Annotated in this window: 19 protein-coding genes; 12 read left to right on the top strand and 7 right to left on the bottom strand. The window is 70.1% G+C overall.

Annotation, left to right across the window (positions count from 1 at the left end; all coding sequences use genetic code 11):
* Window positions 1–101: 101 nt before the first annotated feature.
* The 5 genes from IAI59_RS16950 to rpsF form a co-directional block, all read right to left on the bottom strand.
* Window positions 102–1,358: an SAM-dependent methyltransferase gene (locus tag IAI59_RS16950; protein ID WP_207414936.1), complete on the bottom strand. Its 1,257-nt coding sequence runs from the start codon at window positions 1,356–1,358 to the stop codon at window positions 102–104.
* Between the two features lie 191 nt (window positions 1,359–1,549).
* Window positions 1,550–2,119 (bottom strand): 50S ribosomal protein L9, encoded by a 570-nt coding sequence (gene rplI / locus IAI59_RS16945; RefSeq protein ID WP_207414937.1) that lies wholly within the window; start codon window positions 2,117–2,119, stop codon window positions 1,550–1,552.
* Between the two features lie 18 nt (window positions 2,120–2,137).
* Complete coding sequence (locus IAI59_RS16940) at window positions 2,138–3,064, bottom strand: DUF2232 domain-containing protein (RefSeq protein WP_207414938.1); 927 nt, start codon at window positions 3,062–3,064, stop codon at window positions 2,138–2,140.
* Between the two features lie 32 nt (window positions 3,065–3,096).
* On the bottom strand, window positions 3,097–3,375 hold the full coding sequence (gene rpsR, locus IAI59_RS16935) for a 30S ribosomal protein S18 (RefSeq protein ID WP_207414939.1): 279 nt from the start codon (window positions 3,373–3,375) through the stop codon (window positions 3,097–3,099).
* Window positions 3,376–3,381: 6 nt separating this feature from the next.
* Window positions 3,382–3,858, bottom strand: coding sequence for a 30S ribosomal protein S6 (gene rpsF / locus IAI59_RS16930; protein ID WP_207414940.1), 477 nt, complete (start codon window positions 3,856–3,858; stop codon window positions 3,382–3,384).
* A 331-nt stretch (window positions 3,859–4,189) separates the two neighbouring features.
* On the opposite strand from rpsF, the gene fabD reads away from it, so the two are divergent.
* From fabD to IAI59_RS16900, 6 genes are all read left to right on the top strand, one after another.
* On the top strand, window positions 4,190–5,146 hold the full coding sequence (gene fabD / locus IAI59_RS16925) for an ACP S-malonyltransferase (RefSeq protein WP_207414941.1): 957 nt from the start codon (window positions 4,190–4,192) through the stop codon (window positions 5,144–5,146).
* A gap of 15 nt (window positions 5,147–5,161) precedes the next feature.
* Window positions 5,162–5,896, top strand: coding sequence for a 3-oxoacyl-[acyl-carrier-protein] reductase (gene fabG, locus IAI59_RS16920; protein WP_207414942.1), 735 nt, complete (start codon window positions 5,162–5,164; stop codon window positions 5,894–5,896).
* Between the two features lie 145 nt (window positions 5,897–6,041).
* Entirely contained in the window at window positions 6,042–6,281 is a 240-nt protein-coding gene (locus tag IAI59_RS16915; RefSeq protein ID WP_120637424.1) for an acyl carrier protein, read from the top strand.
* Window positions 6,282–6,326: 45 nt separating this feature from the next.
* Window positions 6,327–7,610, top strand: a complete 1,284-nt coding sequence (fabF, locus tag IAI59_RS16910) for a beta-ketoacyl-ACP synthase II (RefSeq protein ID WP_272877392.1) — start codon at window positions 6,327–6,329, stop codon at window positions 7,608–7,610.
* An 84-nt stretch (window positions 7,611–7,694) separates the two neighbouring features.
* Window positions 7,695–8,675: an endolytic transglycosylase MltG gene (mltG, locus tag IAI59_RS16905; protein ID WP_207414943.1), complete on the top strand. Its 981-nt coding sequence runs from the start codon at window positions 7,695–7,697 to the stop codon at window positions 8,673–8,675.
* On the top strand, window positions 8,672–9,550 hold the full coding sequence (locus IAI59_RS16900; protein ID WP_207414944.1) for a DMT family transporter: 879 nt from the start codon (window positions 8,672–8,674) through the stop codon (window positions 9,548–9,550). Before mltG ends, IAI59_RS16900 begins: the two co-directional genes overlap by 4 nt.
* A gap of 127 nt (window positions 9,551–9,677) precedes the next feature.
* Here the strand turns inward: IAI59_RS16900 and IAI59_RS16895 are convergent, their stop codons facing one another.
* Window positions 9,678–10,487, bottom strand: a complete 810-nt coding sequence (locus IAI59_RS16895) for an SDR family NAD(P)-dependent oxidoreductase (RefSeq protein ID WP_336512451.1) — start codon at window positions 10,485–10,487, stop codon at window positions 9,678–9,680.
* Between the two features lie 39 nt (window positions 10,488–10,526).
* Between IAI59_RS16895 and IAI59_RS16890 the strand changes: the two genes are divergently transcribed.
* Genes IAI59_RS16890 through IAI59_RS16880 form a run of 3 tightly spaced genes read left to right on the top strand, consistent with a single transcriptional unit; the run spans window position 10,527 to window position 12,992 of the window.
* The gene (locus IAI59_RS16890; protein ID WP_207414946.1) at window positions 10,527–11,423 is read left to right on the top strand and encodes a YicC/YloC family endoribonuclease; all 897 of its coding nucleotides are present in this window, start codon (window positions 10,527–10,529) and stop codon (window positions 11,421–11,423) included.
* The gene (gmk, locus tag IAI59_RS16885) at window positions 11,420–12,049 is read left to right on the top strand and encodes a guanylate kinase (protein WP_207414947.1); all 630 of its coding nucleotides are present in this window, start codon (window positions 11,420–11,422) and stop codon (window positions 12,047–12,049) included. Before IAI59_RS16890 ends, gmk begins: the two co-directional genes overlap by 4 nt.
* Window positions 12,050–12,065: 16 nt before the next feature.
* On the top strand, window positions 12,066–12,992 hold the full coding sequence (locus tag IAI59_RS16880) for an AEC family transporter (RefSeq protein WP_207414948.1): 927 nt from the start codon (window positions 12,066–12,068) through the stop codon (window positions 12,990–12,992).
* A 20-nt stretch (window positions 12,993–13,012) separates the two neighbouring features.
* Here IAI59_RS16880 and IAI59_RS16875 read toward each other — a convergent pair whose 3' ends face one another.
* Complete coding sequence (locus IAI59_RS16875; RefSeq protein ID WP_207414949.1) at window positions 13,013–13,288, bottom strand: usg protein; 276 nt, start codon at window positions 13,286–13,288, stop codon at window positions 13,013–13,015.
* A 264-nt stretch (window positions 13,289–13,552) separates the two neighbouring features.
* Between IAI59_RS16875 and groES the strand changes: the two genes are divergently transcribed.
* From groES to IAI59_RS16860, 3 genes are all read left to right on the top strand, one after another.
* Window positions 13,553–13,843: a co-chaperone GroES gene (groES, locus tag IAI59_RS16870; RefSeq protein WP_207415484.1), complete on the top strand. Its 291-nt coding sequence runs from the start codon at window positions 13,553–13,555 to the stop codon at window positions 13,841–13,843.
* Between the two features lie 62 nt (window positions 13,844–13,905).
* Window positions 13,906–15,552 carry a chaperonin GroEL gene (gene groL / locus IAI59_RS16865; RefSeq protein WP_207414950.1) on the top strand — a complete coding sequence of 549 codons (1,647 nt, stop codon included), beginning with the start codon at window positions 13,906–13,908 and terminating at the stop codon, window positions 15,550–15,552.
* Between the two features lie 244 nt (window positions 15,553–15,796).
* Window positions 15,797–16,000, top strand: a complete 204-nt coding sequence (locus tag IAI59_RS16860) for a cold-shock protein (RefSeq protein WP_207414951.1) — start codon at window positions 15,797–15,799, stop codon at window positions 15,998–16,000.
* The last annotated feature ends 25 nt before the right edge of the window (window positions 16,001–16,025 follow it).

The raw sequence follows: 16,025 nt of genomic DNA, 5'->3' as shown, positions 1-16,025 counted from the left end.
CAACCATTCATCCACAGGGCGCCCGAAGCCTGTGGATAACGGGGATGCTTTGCGATCAGCCGGCAAAGGAAGTGTAAGGCGGGGATGGATGGCCCCGGGCCTTACCCCGTCGCCAGGGGACCCCGGGCATCGTGCCGTGCTTCCGCGGCCATGCCGCGCTCCGCGTCCACCATGTAGTCGCGGGTCAGGGGCAGCGTTTCCATGGAGCGGGTCAGCTGGATCTGCCAGTTCATGTGGCCCATGCGGCGAAAGGCCAGCTCCGAGCCCACCAGGTAGAACTCGAACATGCGGCAGAAGCGTTCGTCGTAAAGGCTCTGGATGGCGTCGCGGTTGGCGGCGAAGCGGCGGCGCCAGTGGGCGATGGTGTGGGCGTAGTGCAGCCGCAGCACCTCGATATCCGTGGCCCAGAGGCCCGAGCGCTCCACCGCGGGCAGCACCTCTGACAGGGCGGGCGAGTAGCCGCCGGGGAAGATGTACTTGGTGATCCAGGCATTGGTGCTGCCAGGGCCGTCGGCGCGGCCGATGGCATGGATCAGCGCCACGCCGTCCTCCTTCAGCGCGCCCTTCACGGTGCGGAAGAAGGTGCGGTAGTGATCGATGCCCACGTGCTCGAACATGCCCACGGACACGATGCGGTCCACCGGGTGCTTCCAGTCGCGGTAATCCATCAGCTCAAAGCGCACGCGGTCGGACAGCCCAGCCTCCGCGGCGCGGGCACGGGCGGTTTCCAGCTGCTCGGTGGACAGCGTGATGCCGGTGACGCGGGCGCCATGCTCGCGCGCCAGGTGCAGCGCCATGCCGCCCCAGCCGCAGCCGATGTCCAGCACCTCCAGATCCGGCCGGTCCAGCTTGAGCTTGGACGCGATGTGGCGCTTCTTCAGAAGCTGCGCCTCCTCCAGCGTTTCCTCGCCGGTGGGGAACCAGGCACAGGAATATTGCCGGTCGCGGTCCAGGAACAGCGCGTAAAGGCGGCCGTTCAGATCGTAGTGATGCGCCACGTTGCGGCGGGACCGGCCGGCGGGGTTGAGCTGGTCGAAGCGCCTGCGGCCCCAGCGGACCCATTCCATCAGCTTCTCGGCCGGGTGGCCCGCGCCCTCCATCATGTTGAGGACCATCAGGTCGGTCAGCTCGAACAGGGTGCAGTTCAGCGGCGCGAGGCCGCCGCGCATGTATTCCTCGCCGAAGGCGAGGCCCGGGTTGGTGCTGAGCCGCCGCACGGCGCGCTTGTCGCGAAGGTCCAGCCCGGCCGCGGGCCCCGGTCCGGCGGTGCCGCGATATTCCCGGATGTGGCCGTCCGGGTAGCGGACGGTCAGGGTCCCGCGCGTGATCAGGCGGGTTAGAATACGGTCGAACAGCATGCCCGAGCCTTTCCATGTCACCATTCAGCAATGGTGGCGATGGGTCAGCGGGGTTGTCCAGTCGCAGCCCCCCGCAGCTTACCAAAGCTTCATGCCATCAGCTTGATCGTGACTGGCGGGCACGAAAAAAGGCACCGCGTTGCCGCGGTGCCCTGTTCCGGCTGACACCGAGCCGAAGCCCGGCGGTGGCCTTACTGCTCGGAAGCGGCGCCCAGCTCGGACAGCTCGGCGGCCAGCTCGGCCTCCAGGCTCTCGTCCTCGGCCTGCTGCTCGGCGCGCAGGTCCTCGCCGCGCGCCTGCTTCTCGGCTTCTTCCGGGGAGCGGGCGACGTTGACGACCAGCGGCAGCAGGACTTCCGGGTGCAGCTCGACGCGGACCGTGGTGAGACCCAGGGTCTTGATCGGCTGCTCCAGGATGATCTGGTTGCGGGTGACGGTCAGGCCGGCCTCGGTCGCCTTGTCGGCGATGTCGCGGGCGCTGACGGAGCCGTAAAGGCCACCGGCCTCGCCAGCCTGGCGGATCAGCACGACGGTCAGGCCGTCCATGCGCTCCGCCACGCGCTCGGCTTCCGCCTTGCGCTTCAGGTTCTGCGCCTCAAGCTGGACACGCTCCTTCTCGAAGCGCTCCAGGTTGGCCTTGCTGGCGCGGATGGCCTTGCCCTGCGGGAGCAGGAAGTTGCGGGCGTAGCCGGGGCGGACGGAGACTTGCTCCCCCATCTGCCCCAGCTTGTCGACCCGCTGCATCAGGATGACGTCGATCATCGGTATGGAACCCCGACCTCAGGAGTTGGCGGGCGGCGGCAAGGCGCGCCCGAATTGTTCGACGAGGCCCAGCGCCACCAGGATGACAGCGCAGGGCAGGCTGAAGACGAAAAGCAGGACATAAACGGCGGCGAGCACCGGGGCGCGCCACGCCACCGGCCGCAGCCGGGTGTGCAGCACGGCCAGCCCCTGCAACAGCAGCGGCACGGCCAGCACCAGCGTCAACGACATCGGCAGCAACGTGGCATCCGGCTCCGCCAGCACCCAGGCGAGCACGGCGAGGGCCGGCAGGGCCGGATACCAGCGGGGCAGGCGGGCATGCCGCCACACCACGCCGGGCCGCAGTGCCAGCCCGTGCCGGGCCAGCAGCCGCTGCGCGAAGCCCGCATTGGCGGCCAGCACGAAGCCGAGCCACAATGCCACCGCCGCGGCCTTGAGCCGGACGATCCGCTCCACCATCGCCGCCGGGGCTTCGACGCCCATGCGGGCCAGGCCCAGCGAAACGGCTTGGCGCAGCTCGGCTTCCAGCCCGCCATCCGGCCCGGCCAGCCAAAGGCTGGCGAACAGGACGACCACGGCCGGCCAAAGGCCCAGCAGCGCCAGTGGCAGGCCGAGCGACAACTGCGGCCCGGCCTTCAGGCCGGTCCCCAGCAGCAGCGCGGCGGGCACGCCGTAGGCACCCAGCCAGACCAGGGCCGGCGCCACGCCGTGGCTGGCCAGCAGCAGCGCCACCACCGCCACCACCAGCGCGAGGCCGAAGGCGACGAGGCCGAAGCCGAGACCGGCGAGAAACAGCGGCAATGGCGAAAGCCAGAACAGCATGGTTCCCATCGGCAGGCCGTTGAAGGCGAACAGCGCCGCCACCGCCGAGACGAGCCCCGCCGCCGCGCCCGCGAGGATGCGCGGGTCGTCGGGCAGGCTCGTGCCGGAGGATTGCAGGCTCACCGCCGTGTGTCCGTCAAACCGTCTTCAGTGGCTCAGTCGTTGATGACGTAGGGCAGCAGCGCCAGAAAGCGCGCGCGCTTGATGGCGTTGGCCAGCTCGCGCTGCTTCTTGCCGGACACCGCGGTGATGCGGCTCGGCACGATCTTGCCGCGCTCGCTCAGAAAGCGGCTCAGCAGGCGCACGTCCTTGTAGTCGATCTTCGGCGCGTTGGGGCCGGAGAACGGGCAGGACTTGCGGCGGCGGTAGAACGGGCGGCGCGCGCCGACGGCGGTGCGGCGGGCGGCGGGGTTCAGGTCAGCGGTCTCGGACATGCTGGATTACTCCTCGCCACCACGGTTGGAATCGTCGTCGTCACGGCCGCGGGCGCGGAACTCCTCGCGGTCGTCGCTCCGCTCGCGGCCACGGCCGGAGGAGAAGCGGCCGGCCGGGCGGGGGCCACGGAAGCCACGGTCGCGCTCGCGGTCGTCGCCGCGCTTGGCGAGGATGGCCGACGGCGCCTCGGCGTCGATCGCCTCGACCCGCAGGGTCATGTGGCGCAGCACGTCCTCGTTGAGGCCGAGCTGGCGGGCCATCTCCTGCTCCGCCGCCGGCGGGCACTCGAGGCCGAGGAGCATGTAGTGCCCCTTGCGGTTCTTCTTGATGCGGTACGCCAGGCCACGCAGGCCCCAGTACTCGCGCTTCTTCACCTCGCCACCGGCGTCGGTGATGATGGCGGAGATCTGGTCGGTGATGGTGTCGACCTGCTGTTGCGTCAGGTCGTTACGTGCGATCAGCACGGTCTCGTAAAGCGGCATGGGATCTCCCTGTGGCTGTCTCAGCCCCGGGCGGTCCGCACGGCACCATGCCATGTGAGGACGCAAACGGGCATAGCCGGGTGCGATGCCACGCACCCGGCAGGGTGGGCCGCGTTAAGCATGGGGGAGGGGGCGAGTCAAAGGATTCGCGCCCGCTGTGTCTTTTGGGTCGCTGTATGGGACCCCGCGGCGGGCCTGCGGGCGTGCCCGGAACATCCTTGTAGAGAAGGGCGGCGCCGGCGGTGGCGGGGCCGGCCAAGCATTCCTTGACACATTCCTGCCACGCCTCTACCCCGCCGGCCGCCATTCACACGTGGGAAACAACCCCCTCATGCCGCTCGCCTTTGTCTTTCCGGGCCAGGGCAGCCAGACCGTCGGCATGGGCCGCGACCTGGCCGCCGCCTTTCCCGCCGCCCGCGAAGTGTTCGAGGCGGTGGACGACACCCTGAAGCAGAAGCTGTCCGCCCTGATGTTCGAGGGCCCGGCCGAGGAGCTGACGCTGACCGCCAACGCCCAGCCGGCGCTGATGGCGGTTTCGCTCGCCGTGCTGCGCGTGCTGGAACAGGAAGGCGGCTTCGACCTGAAGTCGCGCGTGGCGCTGGTCGCCGGCCATTCGCTGGGCGAATACAGCGCCCTGGCGGCGGCGCAGACCTTTGACGTGGCCACCGCCGCGCGGGTGCTGCGGCTGCGCGGCGATGCGATGCAGAAGGCGGTGCCCGCCGGCACCGGCGCCATGGCCGCGCTGCTGGGTGCCGACATGGAGCAGGCCCGCGCCATCTGCGCCCGTGCCGCCGAGGCGCCCGACGGCAGCCACGAGGTGGTCGAGGCCGCCAACGACAATGGCGGCGGGCAGGTGGTGATTTCCGGCCACCGCGCCGCCGTGGAGCGGGCGGTGGAGCTGGCCAAGGCCGAGGGCATCCGCAAGGCGATGATCCTGCCGGTGTCGGCGCCTTTCCATTCCTCGCTGATGGCGCCCGCCGCCGATGCCATGGCGGAAGCCCTGGCGCTGGCCGAGCTGCGCCCGCCGGTGGTGCCGCTGGTGGCCAATGTGTCCGCCGCCAAGGCGACCGATCCGGCCGAGATCCGCGAGCTGCTGGTGCGGCAGGTGACCGGCACGGTGCGCTGGCGCGAATGCGTGGGCGCCATGGTGGAGCTGGGCTGCGACCGTTTCGTCGAGATCGGCTCCGGCAAGGTGCTGACCGGGCTGGCCAAGCGGCTGGCGCCGGACGCGGGCGCCATGTCGGTCGGCAACCCGGCCGACATCGAAGCTTTCCTGAAGAGCCTGTAAGGAATACGCCCGGATATGTTCAGCCTCGAAGGCAAGGTCGCGCTCGTCACGGGTGCCACCGGCGGCATCGGTGCCGAGATCGCCCGCGCCCTGAACCGCCAGGGCGCCAGGGTCGCGCTGTCCGGCACCCGGCGCGAAAAGCTGGAGGAGCTGGCGGCGGAACTGGATGGCGCGCTGGTGGCGCCCGCCAACCTGGCCGACCCGGCGGCGCCGGCGGCGCTGGTGGAGCAGGTGGAGGCGGCCTTCGGGCGGCTGGACGTCCTGGTCAACAACGCCGGCTTCACCCGCGACGGGCTGGCGATGCGGATGGCCGACAAGGACTGGGCGGACGTGCTGGAGGTCGACTTGGCCGCGCCGTTCCGCCTGGCCCGCGCCGCCATGCGCGGCATGATGAAGCGGCGGGAAGGGCGGATCATCTCCATCGCCTCCATCGTCGGCGTCACCGGCAACCCGGGGCAGGCGAACTACGCCGCCGCCAAGGCCGGGCTGATCGGCATGAGCAAGTCGCTGGCGCAGGAGCTGGCGTCGCGCGGCATCACGGTCAACGTGGTGGCGCCGGGCTTTGTCGAGACGCCGATGACGGACGCGCTGAACGAGCAGCAGAAGGGGCGCATGATGGAGCGCATCCCGATGGGCCGCATGGGCAGCCCCGCCGACATCGCCGCCGCCGTCGCCTACCTGGCCTCGACCGAGGCCGCTTGGGTGACGGGCGTCACGCTGCATGTCAACGGCGGCATGGCGATGATCTGATCGCCGGCCCGGCCTGACGGCCGGGCCGGCCGAGTTTCTTCCGGGGAATTGTTCCCCGCGAAGTTTGTGTGTTAAGCCCGCGCGGGCCATGGGATGGGGCTGTTCCCTCCCGCCGCGCAGGCAGCGTTCAGCAGGAGAAATCGCCATGAGCGATACCGCCGACAAGGTGAAGAAGATCGTTGTCGAGCACCTCGGCGTCGAGGAAGCCAAGGTGACCTCCGAGGCGTCGTTCATCGACGACCTGGGCGCCGACAGCCTCGACACCGTCGAGCTGGTGATGGCGTTCGAGGAGGCCTTCGGGGTCGAGATTCCCGACGACGCCGCCGAGAAGATCACGACCGTCAAGGACGCGATCGACTACATCGAGGCGCAGAAGGCGGCCTGAGGCCCCTTCGCTGCTTCTAGAGAACAAGGTCGGGAGGTTGCACGCGTGTTCGGTTCTCTGACGACGCCGCGCCGCGTCGTCGTCACCGGGATGGGCATCGCCAGCCCGCTCGGCGTCGGCGTCGCGCATGTGTGGCAGCGGATGCTTGCCAGCGAGAGCGGCATCGGCCCGATTTCCTTGTTCGACCCGAAGGACCTGCCGGCGAAGATCGCCGGCGAGGTGCCTGCCGGTTCCAAGGCCGAGGGGAAGCTCGACTTCAACGAGTGGATCCCGGTCAAGGACCAGAAGAAGATGGACCGCTTCATCCAGCTCGCCCTGGTGGCGGCGACGGAAGCGGTCGAGGATTCCGGCTGGGTGCCGGAAAGCGACCAGGACCGCTGGTCCACGGGCGTGATGATCGGCTCCGGCATTGGTGGCCTGCCGGAAATCTACAACGGTTCGCAGCTGGTTGGCGCCGGCAAGGCGCGCCGGCTGTCGCCGTTCTTTATTCCGGCTTCGCTGATCAACCTGGCCTCGGGCCATGTGTCCATCAAATACGGCTTCAAGGGCCCGAACCACGCCGTGGTCACGGCCTGCGCCACCGGCGTGCATGCGCTGGGCGATGCCGCGCGGCTGATCGCGCTCGGCGATGCCGACGTGATGGTGGCCGGCGGCACGGAAGCGGCGGTCTGCGAGATCGGCATTGCCGGCTTCTGCTCCGCCCGCGCGCTGTCCACCGCCTTCAATGACAGCCCCGCCGATGGCTCCCGCCCCTGGGACGAGGGCCGCGACGGCTTTGTCATGGGCGAGGGTGCCGGCGTGATGGTGCTGGAAGAGCTGGAGCACGCGAAAAAGCGCGGCGCCAAGATTTATGGCGAGGTGATCGGCTACGGCATGTCCGGCGACGCCAACCACATCACGGCACCGGCCGACGGGCACGAGGGCGCTTATCGCGCCATGAAGTCGGCCCTGGCCGATGCGCGCATCGCCCCTGGCGAGATCCAGTACGTCAACGCGCATGGCACCTCGACGCCGCTGGGCGATGACCTGGAGCTGGAAGCGGTGGAGCGGCTGTTCGGCGACGATGCCAAGGGCGTCGCGATGTCCTCGACCAAGTCGGCGATCGGGCACCTGCTGGGTGCCGCGGGCGCGGTGGAAGGCATCTTCTCCCTGCTGGCGATCCGCGACGGCGTCGCGCCGCCGACGCTGAACCTGCACAAGCCGTCGCGGGACAGCGCGATCGACCGCGTGGCTCTGCAGCCGCAGGAGCGCAAGATCGACGTGGCGCTGTCCAACAGCTTCGGCTTTGGCGGCACCAATGCGAGTATTTTGTTCCGCCGGGCGCCCTGATCGTCTGATCGGGGGGATTGCGGCGGTGGCCAGCCGGGGGGCAGCGACGCCCCGGCCCTTTTTCTTTCTGAGCGGCAGGGTGCCATGCGCAAGGCGTTGATCGTCCTTCTCGTGCTGCTCCTGCTCGGTGGCCTGGCCGCCGGCGGCGGCGCTGTCTGGGCTTATGGCCAATGGCGCGCGGCCGGGCCGCTGCCCGAGGCGACTGCCATTGTCGTGCCGCGCGGCGGCACCCAGGCCATCGCCAACGCCTTGGCCGAGCGCGGCGTGCTGCGCGACGCCCGCCTGCTGGCGCCCGCCGCCTGGATCACCCGGGGCCAGGGCCCCTTGCGGGCCGGCGAATACCTGTTCCCCGCCCAGGCCTCGTTGGCCGAGGTGCTGGAGGTCCTGCGCCGCGCCCGCCCCGTGCAGCGCCGCCTGACCATTCCGGAAGGGCTGAACGCCAGGCAGATCGCGCAGCTGGTCGAGGCCGCGCCGGGCCTGACCGGTGACCTGCCGCCGCTGACGGAAGGCGAGTTGCTGCCCGAAACCTATTCCTACCAGTATGGCGACAGCCGCGCCGCGCTGGTCCGCCGCGCCGACGCGGCCATGGATGCCGCGATGGAGCGCCTGTGGCGCGACCGCGCGCCCAACCTGCCGGTGACCACCCCGCGCGAGGCGCTGGTGCTGGCTTCCATCGTCGAGCGCGAAACCGGCCAGGCGGCGGAGCGGCCGCGCGTCGCGGCGGTGTTTCTCAACCGCCTGCGCCGTGGCATGCCGCTGCAATCCGACCCCACGGTGGCTTATGCCGCCGCCGACGGCGCCGTGCTGGACCGCCCGCTGAGCCGGGCTGACCTGGACCGCGACCACCCCTTCAACACCTACCGCAACCGCGGCCTGCCGCCCGGGCCGATCGCCAGCCCGGGCGAGGCCTCTATCGCCGCCGTGTTGAAGCCAGCCGACAGCGACGATCTGTATTTCGTGGCGGATGGCAGCGGCGGCCATGCCTTCGCCCGCACGCTGGAAGAGCACAACCGCAACGTCGCCCGCTGGCGGCAGATCGAGCGGCAGCGCTCCACCACGCCTTGAACCCTGCCCCGCTGACCGTGTCGCAGCTGTGGCTGCGGCTGCTGGTCATCGCGGGGCTGTGGGGATCGTGCTTTCCCTTGCTGCGGCATCTGGCCCCGGTCATGCCGCCGCTGGCGGTGGCCGCCGTGCGCGCCGGCTTTTCGGCGGCGGCCGTCATGCTGTTCCTGTTGTTCACGCGGCGGCTGTCCTGGCCGCGCGGTGCCACCTGGTGGCACATCCCCGTGGTGGGCACGCTGAACGGCTGGCTGCCCAATATCCTGACCGCCGCCGCCATGGGCGGGGTGGAAAGCGCGCCTGCCGCGCTGATCCAGGCCATGTCGCCCTTGCTGGTCGGCGGCTTCAGCCTGCTGCTGCTGCGCGAGGAGAAGCCGGGCCCGGGATTGTTCGGCGGATTGGCGCTGGGTTTTCTGGGCATCGGCGTCGTGCTCGGGCCGTCCGCCCTGTCCGGCGCCGCCGATCCGCTGTCGGCGCTGATGATGGCGGCGGTCGCGGTGTGCTACGCGTCCGGCACGCTCTACGTCCGCTGGGCACGGCCGGCGGTGCCGGAGCACTTCGTGCTGGGCCAGCAGGTGGTGGCCTTTGTCGTGGCCCTGCCGGCGGCGCTGTTGTGGGACGGTGCGGCCGCCCTCGCGCAGCCGCGCGAGGTCTGGCTGGTTCTGGCGATGCTCGGGGTGCTTGGCTCGGCCATTCCGCTTTCGCTGTTTATCGGGCTGCTGACCCGGGCGCCGGCGGCCAAGGCGTCATTGGTGGGCTACCTGCAGCCGGTGTCGGCGGCGCTGGTGGGGGCGCTGTGGCTGGGCGAGTTTCCGGCGGCCCATGTGCTGGCGGGAGGGGCCGTGGTGCTGGGCGGCATCTGGCTGGCAACGCGGCGGTAGCCAGCTCGGGGAAAGGAATTGCCCCGAACCCCATCCCTCTGTGTTTGATGCGGGAGGGCAGTCGGCGGCACTTACCTTCTGGCGGATGCCGTGGGGCGGTGGCGTGGAAAGGCGGGCCGGGAAGACGTCATTCCTGTCCGGGTCCGGTACCCTTTGCCAGGGCGCCCTTGGCCGGCACCGCTCCCGCCCCCCAGGCCAGCACCTGCGGCGGCAGGGCACCGGCCAGCCGGGACAGCCAGTAGGTGCGGCGTGGAAAGGCAATGCGCAGCCGCCCGGCGGCGATGCCGCGCAGGATGCGTTCCGCCGCCTGTTCCGGCGACAGCATGAAGGGCATGGGAAAGCGGTTGGCGTCCGTCATCGGCGTGCGGACAAAGCCGGGGCAGACCGCGTGCAGCCGGACGCCGTGGTGGCGGCTGGACGCATCGGTCGCTTCCGCCCAGCGCTGCACCGCGGCCTTGCTGGCGGCATAGGCCGGTGCGCTGGGCGAGGCGACAAAGGCGGCCAGCGAGCTGACCACGCCGATGCGGCCGCGCAGCCCGTCCGGCCCCGGGGTTTGCTGTTGCATGCGGTCCAGCGCGGGCAGGGCGGTGTTCAGCACGCCAAGCAGGTTGGTGTCGAAGATGGCGCGCACCTGGTCGGCGGGTTCGCTGGCCGTGCCGGTGCCGCCGGAAATGCCGGCATTGGCCAGCAACAGGTCGAGCCGCGGCATGGCCGCGATCCAGGCCGCGGAGGCAGGGGCGTCGCGCACGTCCAGCAGCGTCGTGGCCACGGTGGCACCGGCGGCGCGGCAGGGGGCGGCGGTGGCGTCCAGCCGCGCGGCATCGCGCCCGGTCAGATAAAGGCACGCGCCGGGGGCGGCCGAAGCCAGCGCGAGCGCCCGGCCCAGGCCGGAGGAGGCGCCGGTGATGGCGATGTGCCGCCAGGGGTGGGCTGTCATGTCTTGCATCCCGCGCCTTGGGGTTGGAAAAGGCCGCGCATGGCCCTTTCATCGATGACCGGCTTTGCCCGGCAGGCGGGCACCTTGCCCGATGGCGCGGGTTTCGTGTGGGAACTGCGCAGCGTCAACGGGCGGGGGCTGGATGTCCGCCTGCGCCTGCCGCCCGGCCCCGACCTGCTGGAGCCCCGGCTGCGCGAGGTCGCCACCGCACGCTTCAAGCGCGGCAACATTTCCGCCAGCCTCAGCGTCAAGCGCGAGGAGCGCCCGGCGCCGCGCCTGACGCTGGACCCGGCGGCGCTGGAACAGGCCCTGACCCTGGCTTTGCAGGTGGCGGCGCGCATTCCCGGCTGCCCGCCGCCGCGCGCCGAGTCGGTGCTGGCCATGCCCGGCGTGCTGCGCACCGAAACGCCAGAGCCGCGCGAGGAGGAGGCCGAGGCGCGCAACGCCGCGCTGGCCGAGGGCTTCCGCCGCGCCGTGGAGGACCTGGCCCAGGCGCGGGCGGAGGAGGGCGCCAAGCTGGATGCCATCCTGCACGCGCTGCTGGACGAGATCGCGGTGCTGTGCGAGCGCGCCACCGCCCTGGCCGGCGAGCAGCCGGCGGCGCACCGCGCCCGGTTGTCCGCCGCGCTGGCCGAGTTGCTGGACGGCGAGCGGCGGGTGCCAGAGGACCGGCTGGCCGTGGAGGTCGCGCTGCTGGCGCAGAAATCCGACGTGCGGGAGGAGCTGGACCGGCTGGGCGCGCATGTCGCCGCCGCCCGAGCGCTGCTGGCGGGCGGCGAGCCCGCCGGGCGCCGGCTGGAGTTCCTGACCCAGGAATTCGGCCGCGAAGCTAATACGCTGGGCGCCAAGTCGGCCAGCCTAGGGCTGACTGGCATTTCCCTCGACCTCAAGGCCGCGATCGAGCGGCTGCGCGAGCAGGCGGCGAACGTCGAATGACCATGCTTTCCCGCCGGGGCCTTTGCCTCGTGCTGTCCGCCCCGTCCGGTGCCGGCAAGTCCTCGGTCAGCCGCGCGCTGCTGGAACGCGAGCCGGAGCTGCGGCTTTCGGTCAGCGCCACCACGCGCCAGCCGCGCCCCGGCGAGCAGGAGGGCGTGCACTACTTCTTCCGCGAGCATGCCGAGTTCCAGCGGATGATCGCCGCGAACGAGTTGCTGGAACATGCCGAGGTGTTCGGCCGCTGCTACGGCACGCCGCGCGCGGCGGTGGAGGCGGCGCTGGCCGCCGGGCGGGACGTGCTGTTCGACATCGACTGGCAGGGCCACCGGCTGCTGCGCGCGGCGCTGCCGGGCGACGTGCTGGGGGTGTTCCTGTTGCCGCCGAGCCTGGCGGAGCTGGAGCGCCGGCTGCATGGCCGGGGGCAGGACTCCGCCGAGGAGATCGCCCGCCGCATGCACGCCGCGCAGGACGAGATCAGCCACTACGGCGACTTCGACCACGTGCTGGTGAACGAGGATTTCCACCACACCGTGGACCGGGTGCGCGCCGTCCTGCACGCCGGGCGCTGTGCCCGCGCGCGGCTGCCCTGGCTGCCGGGCTTCGTGGGCGGGCTGCTGGGGACGTGAGCGGGCGGCCGGCGGCATGAGCATCCTGCTGCAGGTCATCCTGCCGGTCTTCGTGCTGATCGCGCTTGGCTACCTGTCCGCCCGCCGCGCCTGGGTGACGGAGGAGGGCCTGCGCGGGCTGAACGACTTCGTGTTCCGGCTGGCCATGCCCTGCCTGATCTTTGGCGGGGCCACCAGCCCGCACGAAGGCGGCGGCGCCACGGCGGTGGCCTTCTTCTCGGGATGCCTGATGGCCTATGCGCTGGCCATGCTGCTGGCGCGCCGGGCGCTGCGGATGCCGCTGGGGGAAGCCAATACCTTCGGGCTCAACGCCGCCTTCGGCAACAGCGCGATGATCGGCATTCCCCTGGTGCTGGCGGCCTTCGGCCCGGCCGGGCTGGCGCAGCTGCTGACCATCATCGGCCTGCATTCGCTGATTCTGCTGCCCATCGGCACCGTGATCGGCGAGGTGGCGCATGGCGGCCGGGCGCCGCTGTGGCGCATCCTGCGCGCCACGCTGGTGTCCGTGATGCAGAACCCGGTGATGATCGCGGTGGTCGCGGGCTTCGTGGTGTATCAGGCGGGCATCCCGGTGCCGGGGCCGGCGCGGCGCTTTTTGGAGCTGACCGGCGCGGCCGGGCCGCCGGTGGCCTTGTTCTGCCTGGGCGGCACGCTGGTGGCCTTTGATGCGCGGCGCGACTGGCCTTCCGCGCTGCTCTGCACGGCGGTGAAGCTTCTGCTGATGCCGTTGCTGGTATGGGGCATGGCCCGGCTGATCAGCTTGCCGCCCTTGCCCATGGCGGTGGCGGTGGTCGCCGCAGCGCTGCCCACCGGGGCCAACGCCTTTTTCCTGTCCCGCCGCTATGCCGCGGGCGCGGAGCGCTCGGGCGCCACGGTCTTGCTGTCCACCCTGTTGTCCGTGATGACGGTAACAGGGCTGCTGCTGGTGCTGGGGGTGGGCTAGCGCCCGGCCCCCGGCGCTTTTCAATGCAGGCGGAACTCGCCATCCGCGAAGCGAAAGCCCACAGGGCGGGACAGGGCGGCGGAAGCGACGCGCACGGAATGCAGCGGGCCCTCGATGTCGCGCCGCCAGAATTCCAGGAAGCGGTGCAACTCGGGAAAGGCCGGCGCGTGGTCGAGCTTCTGCCAGATAAAGGTTTGCAGGAGCCCGGGGTGGTCCGGCAGGTGGTACAGGATTTCGGCTGTGGTCAGCCGCCAGTCGGGGATTCGCACAAAGGAATCGATCTCGCGCAGCAGCATCGGGCAGCAACTCCGTTTCAGTGGGCGCTCTGGCCTTTCCGTCCTGCGGGAATGCTGCCACGCCGCCGCCGCGGCTGGGAAGAAAAACATGCTGGAACAAGGCATTAGCACTCGATGCCCGAGAGTGCTGACAAAGCCTTGACGCCGGCCCGGGGGCAGCCTAAGTCGCTGGCACTCTCCCGCGGTGAGTGCTGACAGGGCTTGCCGGACCGGGAGAGCCAGGAATTCCAGATGCGCCAGCATCAGGGCGTCGAGGAGAAGACCATGAGCTTTCGTCCGCTGCATGACCGCGTTGTCGTCCGCCGGCTGACCGCCGACGAGAAGACCGCCGGTGGCATCATCATCCCGGACACCGCCAAGGAGAAGCCGCAGGAAGGCGAAGTCGTCTCCGTCGGCACCGGCGCCCGCAACGAGCAGGGCCAGCTGGTCGCGCTGGACGTGAAGGCCGGCGACCGCGTTCTGTTCGGCAAGTGGTCGGGCACCGAGGTGAAGATCAAGGGTGAAGACCTGCTGATCATGAAGGAATCCGACATTCTGGGCATTCTCGCCGCCTGAACAGGCTGGCTCGAGTCCGCCCACCCCGGGTTTCTTGCGACAACAGTTAAAGGATCATGATTATGGCTGCTAAGGACGTGAAGTTCGGCGCCCCCGCCCGTGAGCGCATGCTGCGCGGCGTGGACATCCTGGCCGACGCCGTGAAGGTGACGCTGGGCCCCAAGGGCCGCAACGTGGTGATCGACAAGTCCTTCGGCGCGCCGCGCATCACCAAGGACGGTGTGACGGTCGCCAAGGAAATCGAGCTGGCCGACAAGTTCGAGAACATGGGCGCGCAGATGGTGCGCGAAGTGGCCTCGAAGCAGAACGACCTGGCCGGCGACGGCACCACCACCGCGACCGTGCTGGCCCAGGCCATCATCCGCGAGGGTGCCAAGGCCGTGGCCGCCGGCCTGAACCCGATGGATCTGAAGCGCGGCGTCGACAAGGCCGTGGCCAAGATCGTCGAGGAGCTGGCTTCCAAGACCCGCAAGATCACCACCTCCGCCGAAGTGGCGCAGGTCGGCACCCTGTCCGCCAACGGCGAGACGGAGATCGGCGGCATGATCGCCGAGGCGATGGAGCGCGTCGGCAACGAGGGCGTCATCACGGTTGAGGAAGCCAAGGGCATCCAGACCGAGCTGGACGTCGTCGAGGGCATGCAGTTCGACCGCGGCTATGTCTCCCCGTATTTCATCACGAATGCGGAGAAGATGATCGCCGAGCTCGAGAACCCCTACATCCTGATCCACGAGAAGAAGCTGTCCCAGCTGCAGCCGATGCTGCCGCTGCTGGAGACGGTCGTTCAGTCGGGCCGCCCGCTGATCATCGTGGCCGAGGACGTGGAAGGCGAGGCGCTGGCCACCCTGGTGGTCAACAAGCTGCGCGGTGGCCTGAAGATCGCCGCCGTGAAGGCCCCTGGCTTCGGTGATCGCCGCAAGGCGATGCTGGAGGACATCGCGATCCTGACCGGTGGCCAGGTGATCAGCGAGGACCTCGGCATCAAGCTCGAGACCGTGACGCTCGCCATGCTCGGCCAGGCCAAGATGGTCCGGATCGAGAAGGAGAACACCACGATCGTCGACGGTGCCGGCGAGAAGGCCGACATCCAGGCGCGCGTGGAGCAGATCAAGGCGCAGGTGGAGGAGACCTCCTCCGACTACGACCGCGAGAAGCTGCAGGAGCGTCTGGCCAAGCTGGCCGGTGGCGTCGCCGTGATCCGCGTCGGTGGCAGCACCGAGGTTGAGGTCAAGGAGCGCAAGGACCGCGTGGACGACGCGCTGCACGCGACCCGCGCCGCGGTCGAGGAAGGCATCGTGCCGGGTGGTGGCGTGGCCCTGCTCCGCGCCTCGCTGACGCTCGCCTCGCTGAAGGGCCTGAACAACGACGAGCAGGTCGGCATCGAGATCGTCCGCCGCGCCGTGCAGGTGCCGCTGAAGCAGATCGCCGAGAACGCTGGCAAGGACGGCGCCGTGATCGCCGGTGAGGTGCTGCGCACCGACACCTACGAGCATGGCTACGACGCGCAGCTCGACGAGTACAAGGACCTGGTGGCCGCCGGCATCATCGACCCGACCAAAGTCGTGCGCACGGCGCTGCAGGACGCGGCCTCCATCGCCGCCCTGCTGATCACCACCGAGGCGATGGTCGCCGAGCGTCCCGCCAAGTCCGCGGCCCCGGCCGGCGGCCCGGGCGGCGGCATGGGCGGCATGGGTGACATGGACTTCTGATCCTTCCGGATCAGTCGTTCGGAGGAGGGGCGGTCCGCAAGGGCCGCCCCTTTTTCGTTGGGCCGCCTGAGGGGCGGTTTGCGTTGACAGGGCCGAAACGATCTGTCCCAATTTGCCTGCCATCGCTGCTGATCGCCTTGCCGTGCCTCCGGTCTGTCCGGTCGCCCATCAAGAGACGTCACCCGGATGGGAGATGGCCGGGGCGATGTCCGTTCCGGTTCGACAGAAAGAAGGATCGGGTCGCATGGCGATCGGTACCGTGAAGTGGTTCAACGCCACCAAGGGCTTCGGCTTCATCGTTCCCGAGGATGGCGGCAAGGACGTCTTCGTCCATATCACCGCCGTGCAGCGGGCGGGCCTGCAGGGCCTGCAGGAAAACCAGAAGATCTCCTTCGAGGTAGTGCAGGAGCGTGGCAAGGCGACCGCGACCAACCTCAAGCCGATGTAAGCCCGGGTGCCCTTTGTGGCGCCTG

Source organism: Roseomonas haemaphysalidis, from assembly GCF_017355405.1.
Taxonomy (GTDB): Bacteria; Pseudomonadota; Alphaproteobacteria; order Acetobacterales; family Acetobacteraceae; genus Pseudoroseomonas; species Pseudoroseomonas haemaphysalidis.
Note: the sequence above shows the minus strand (reverse complement) of the source record. Positions and strands in the feature narration are given on the sequence as shown.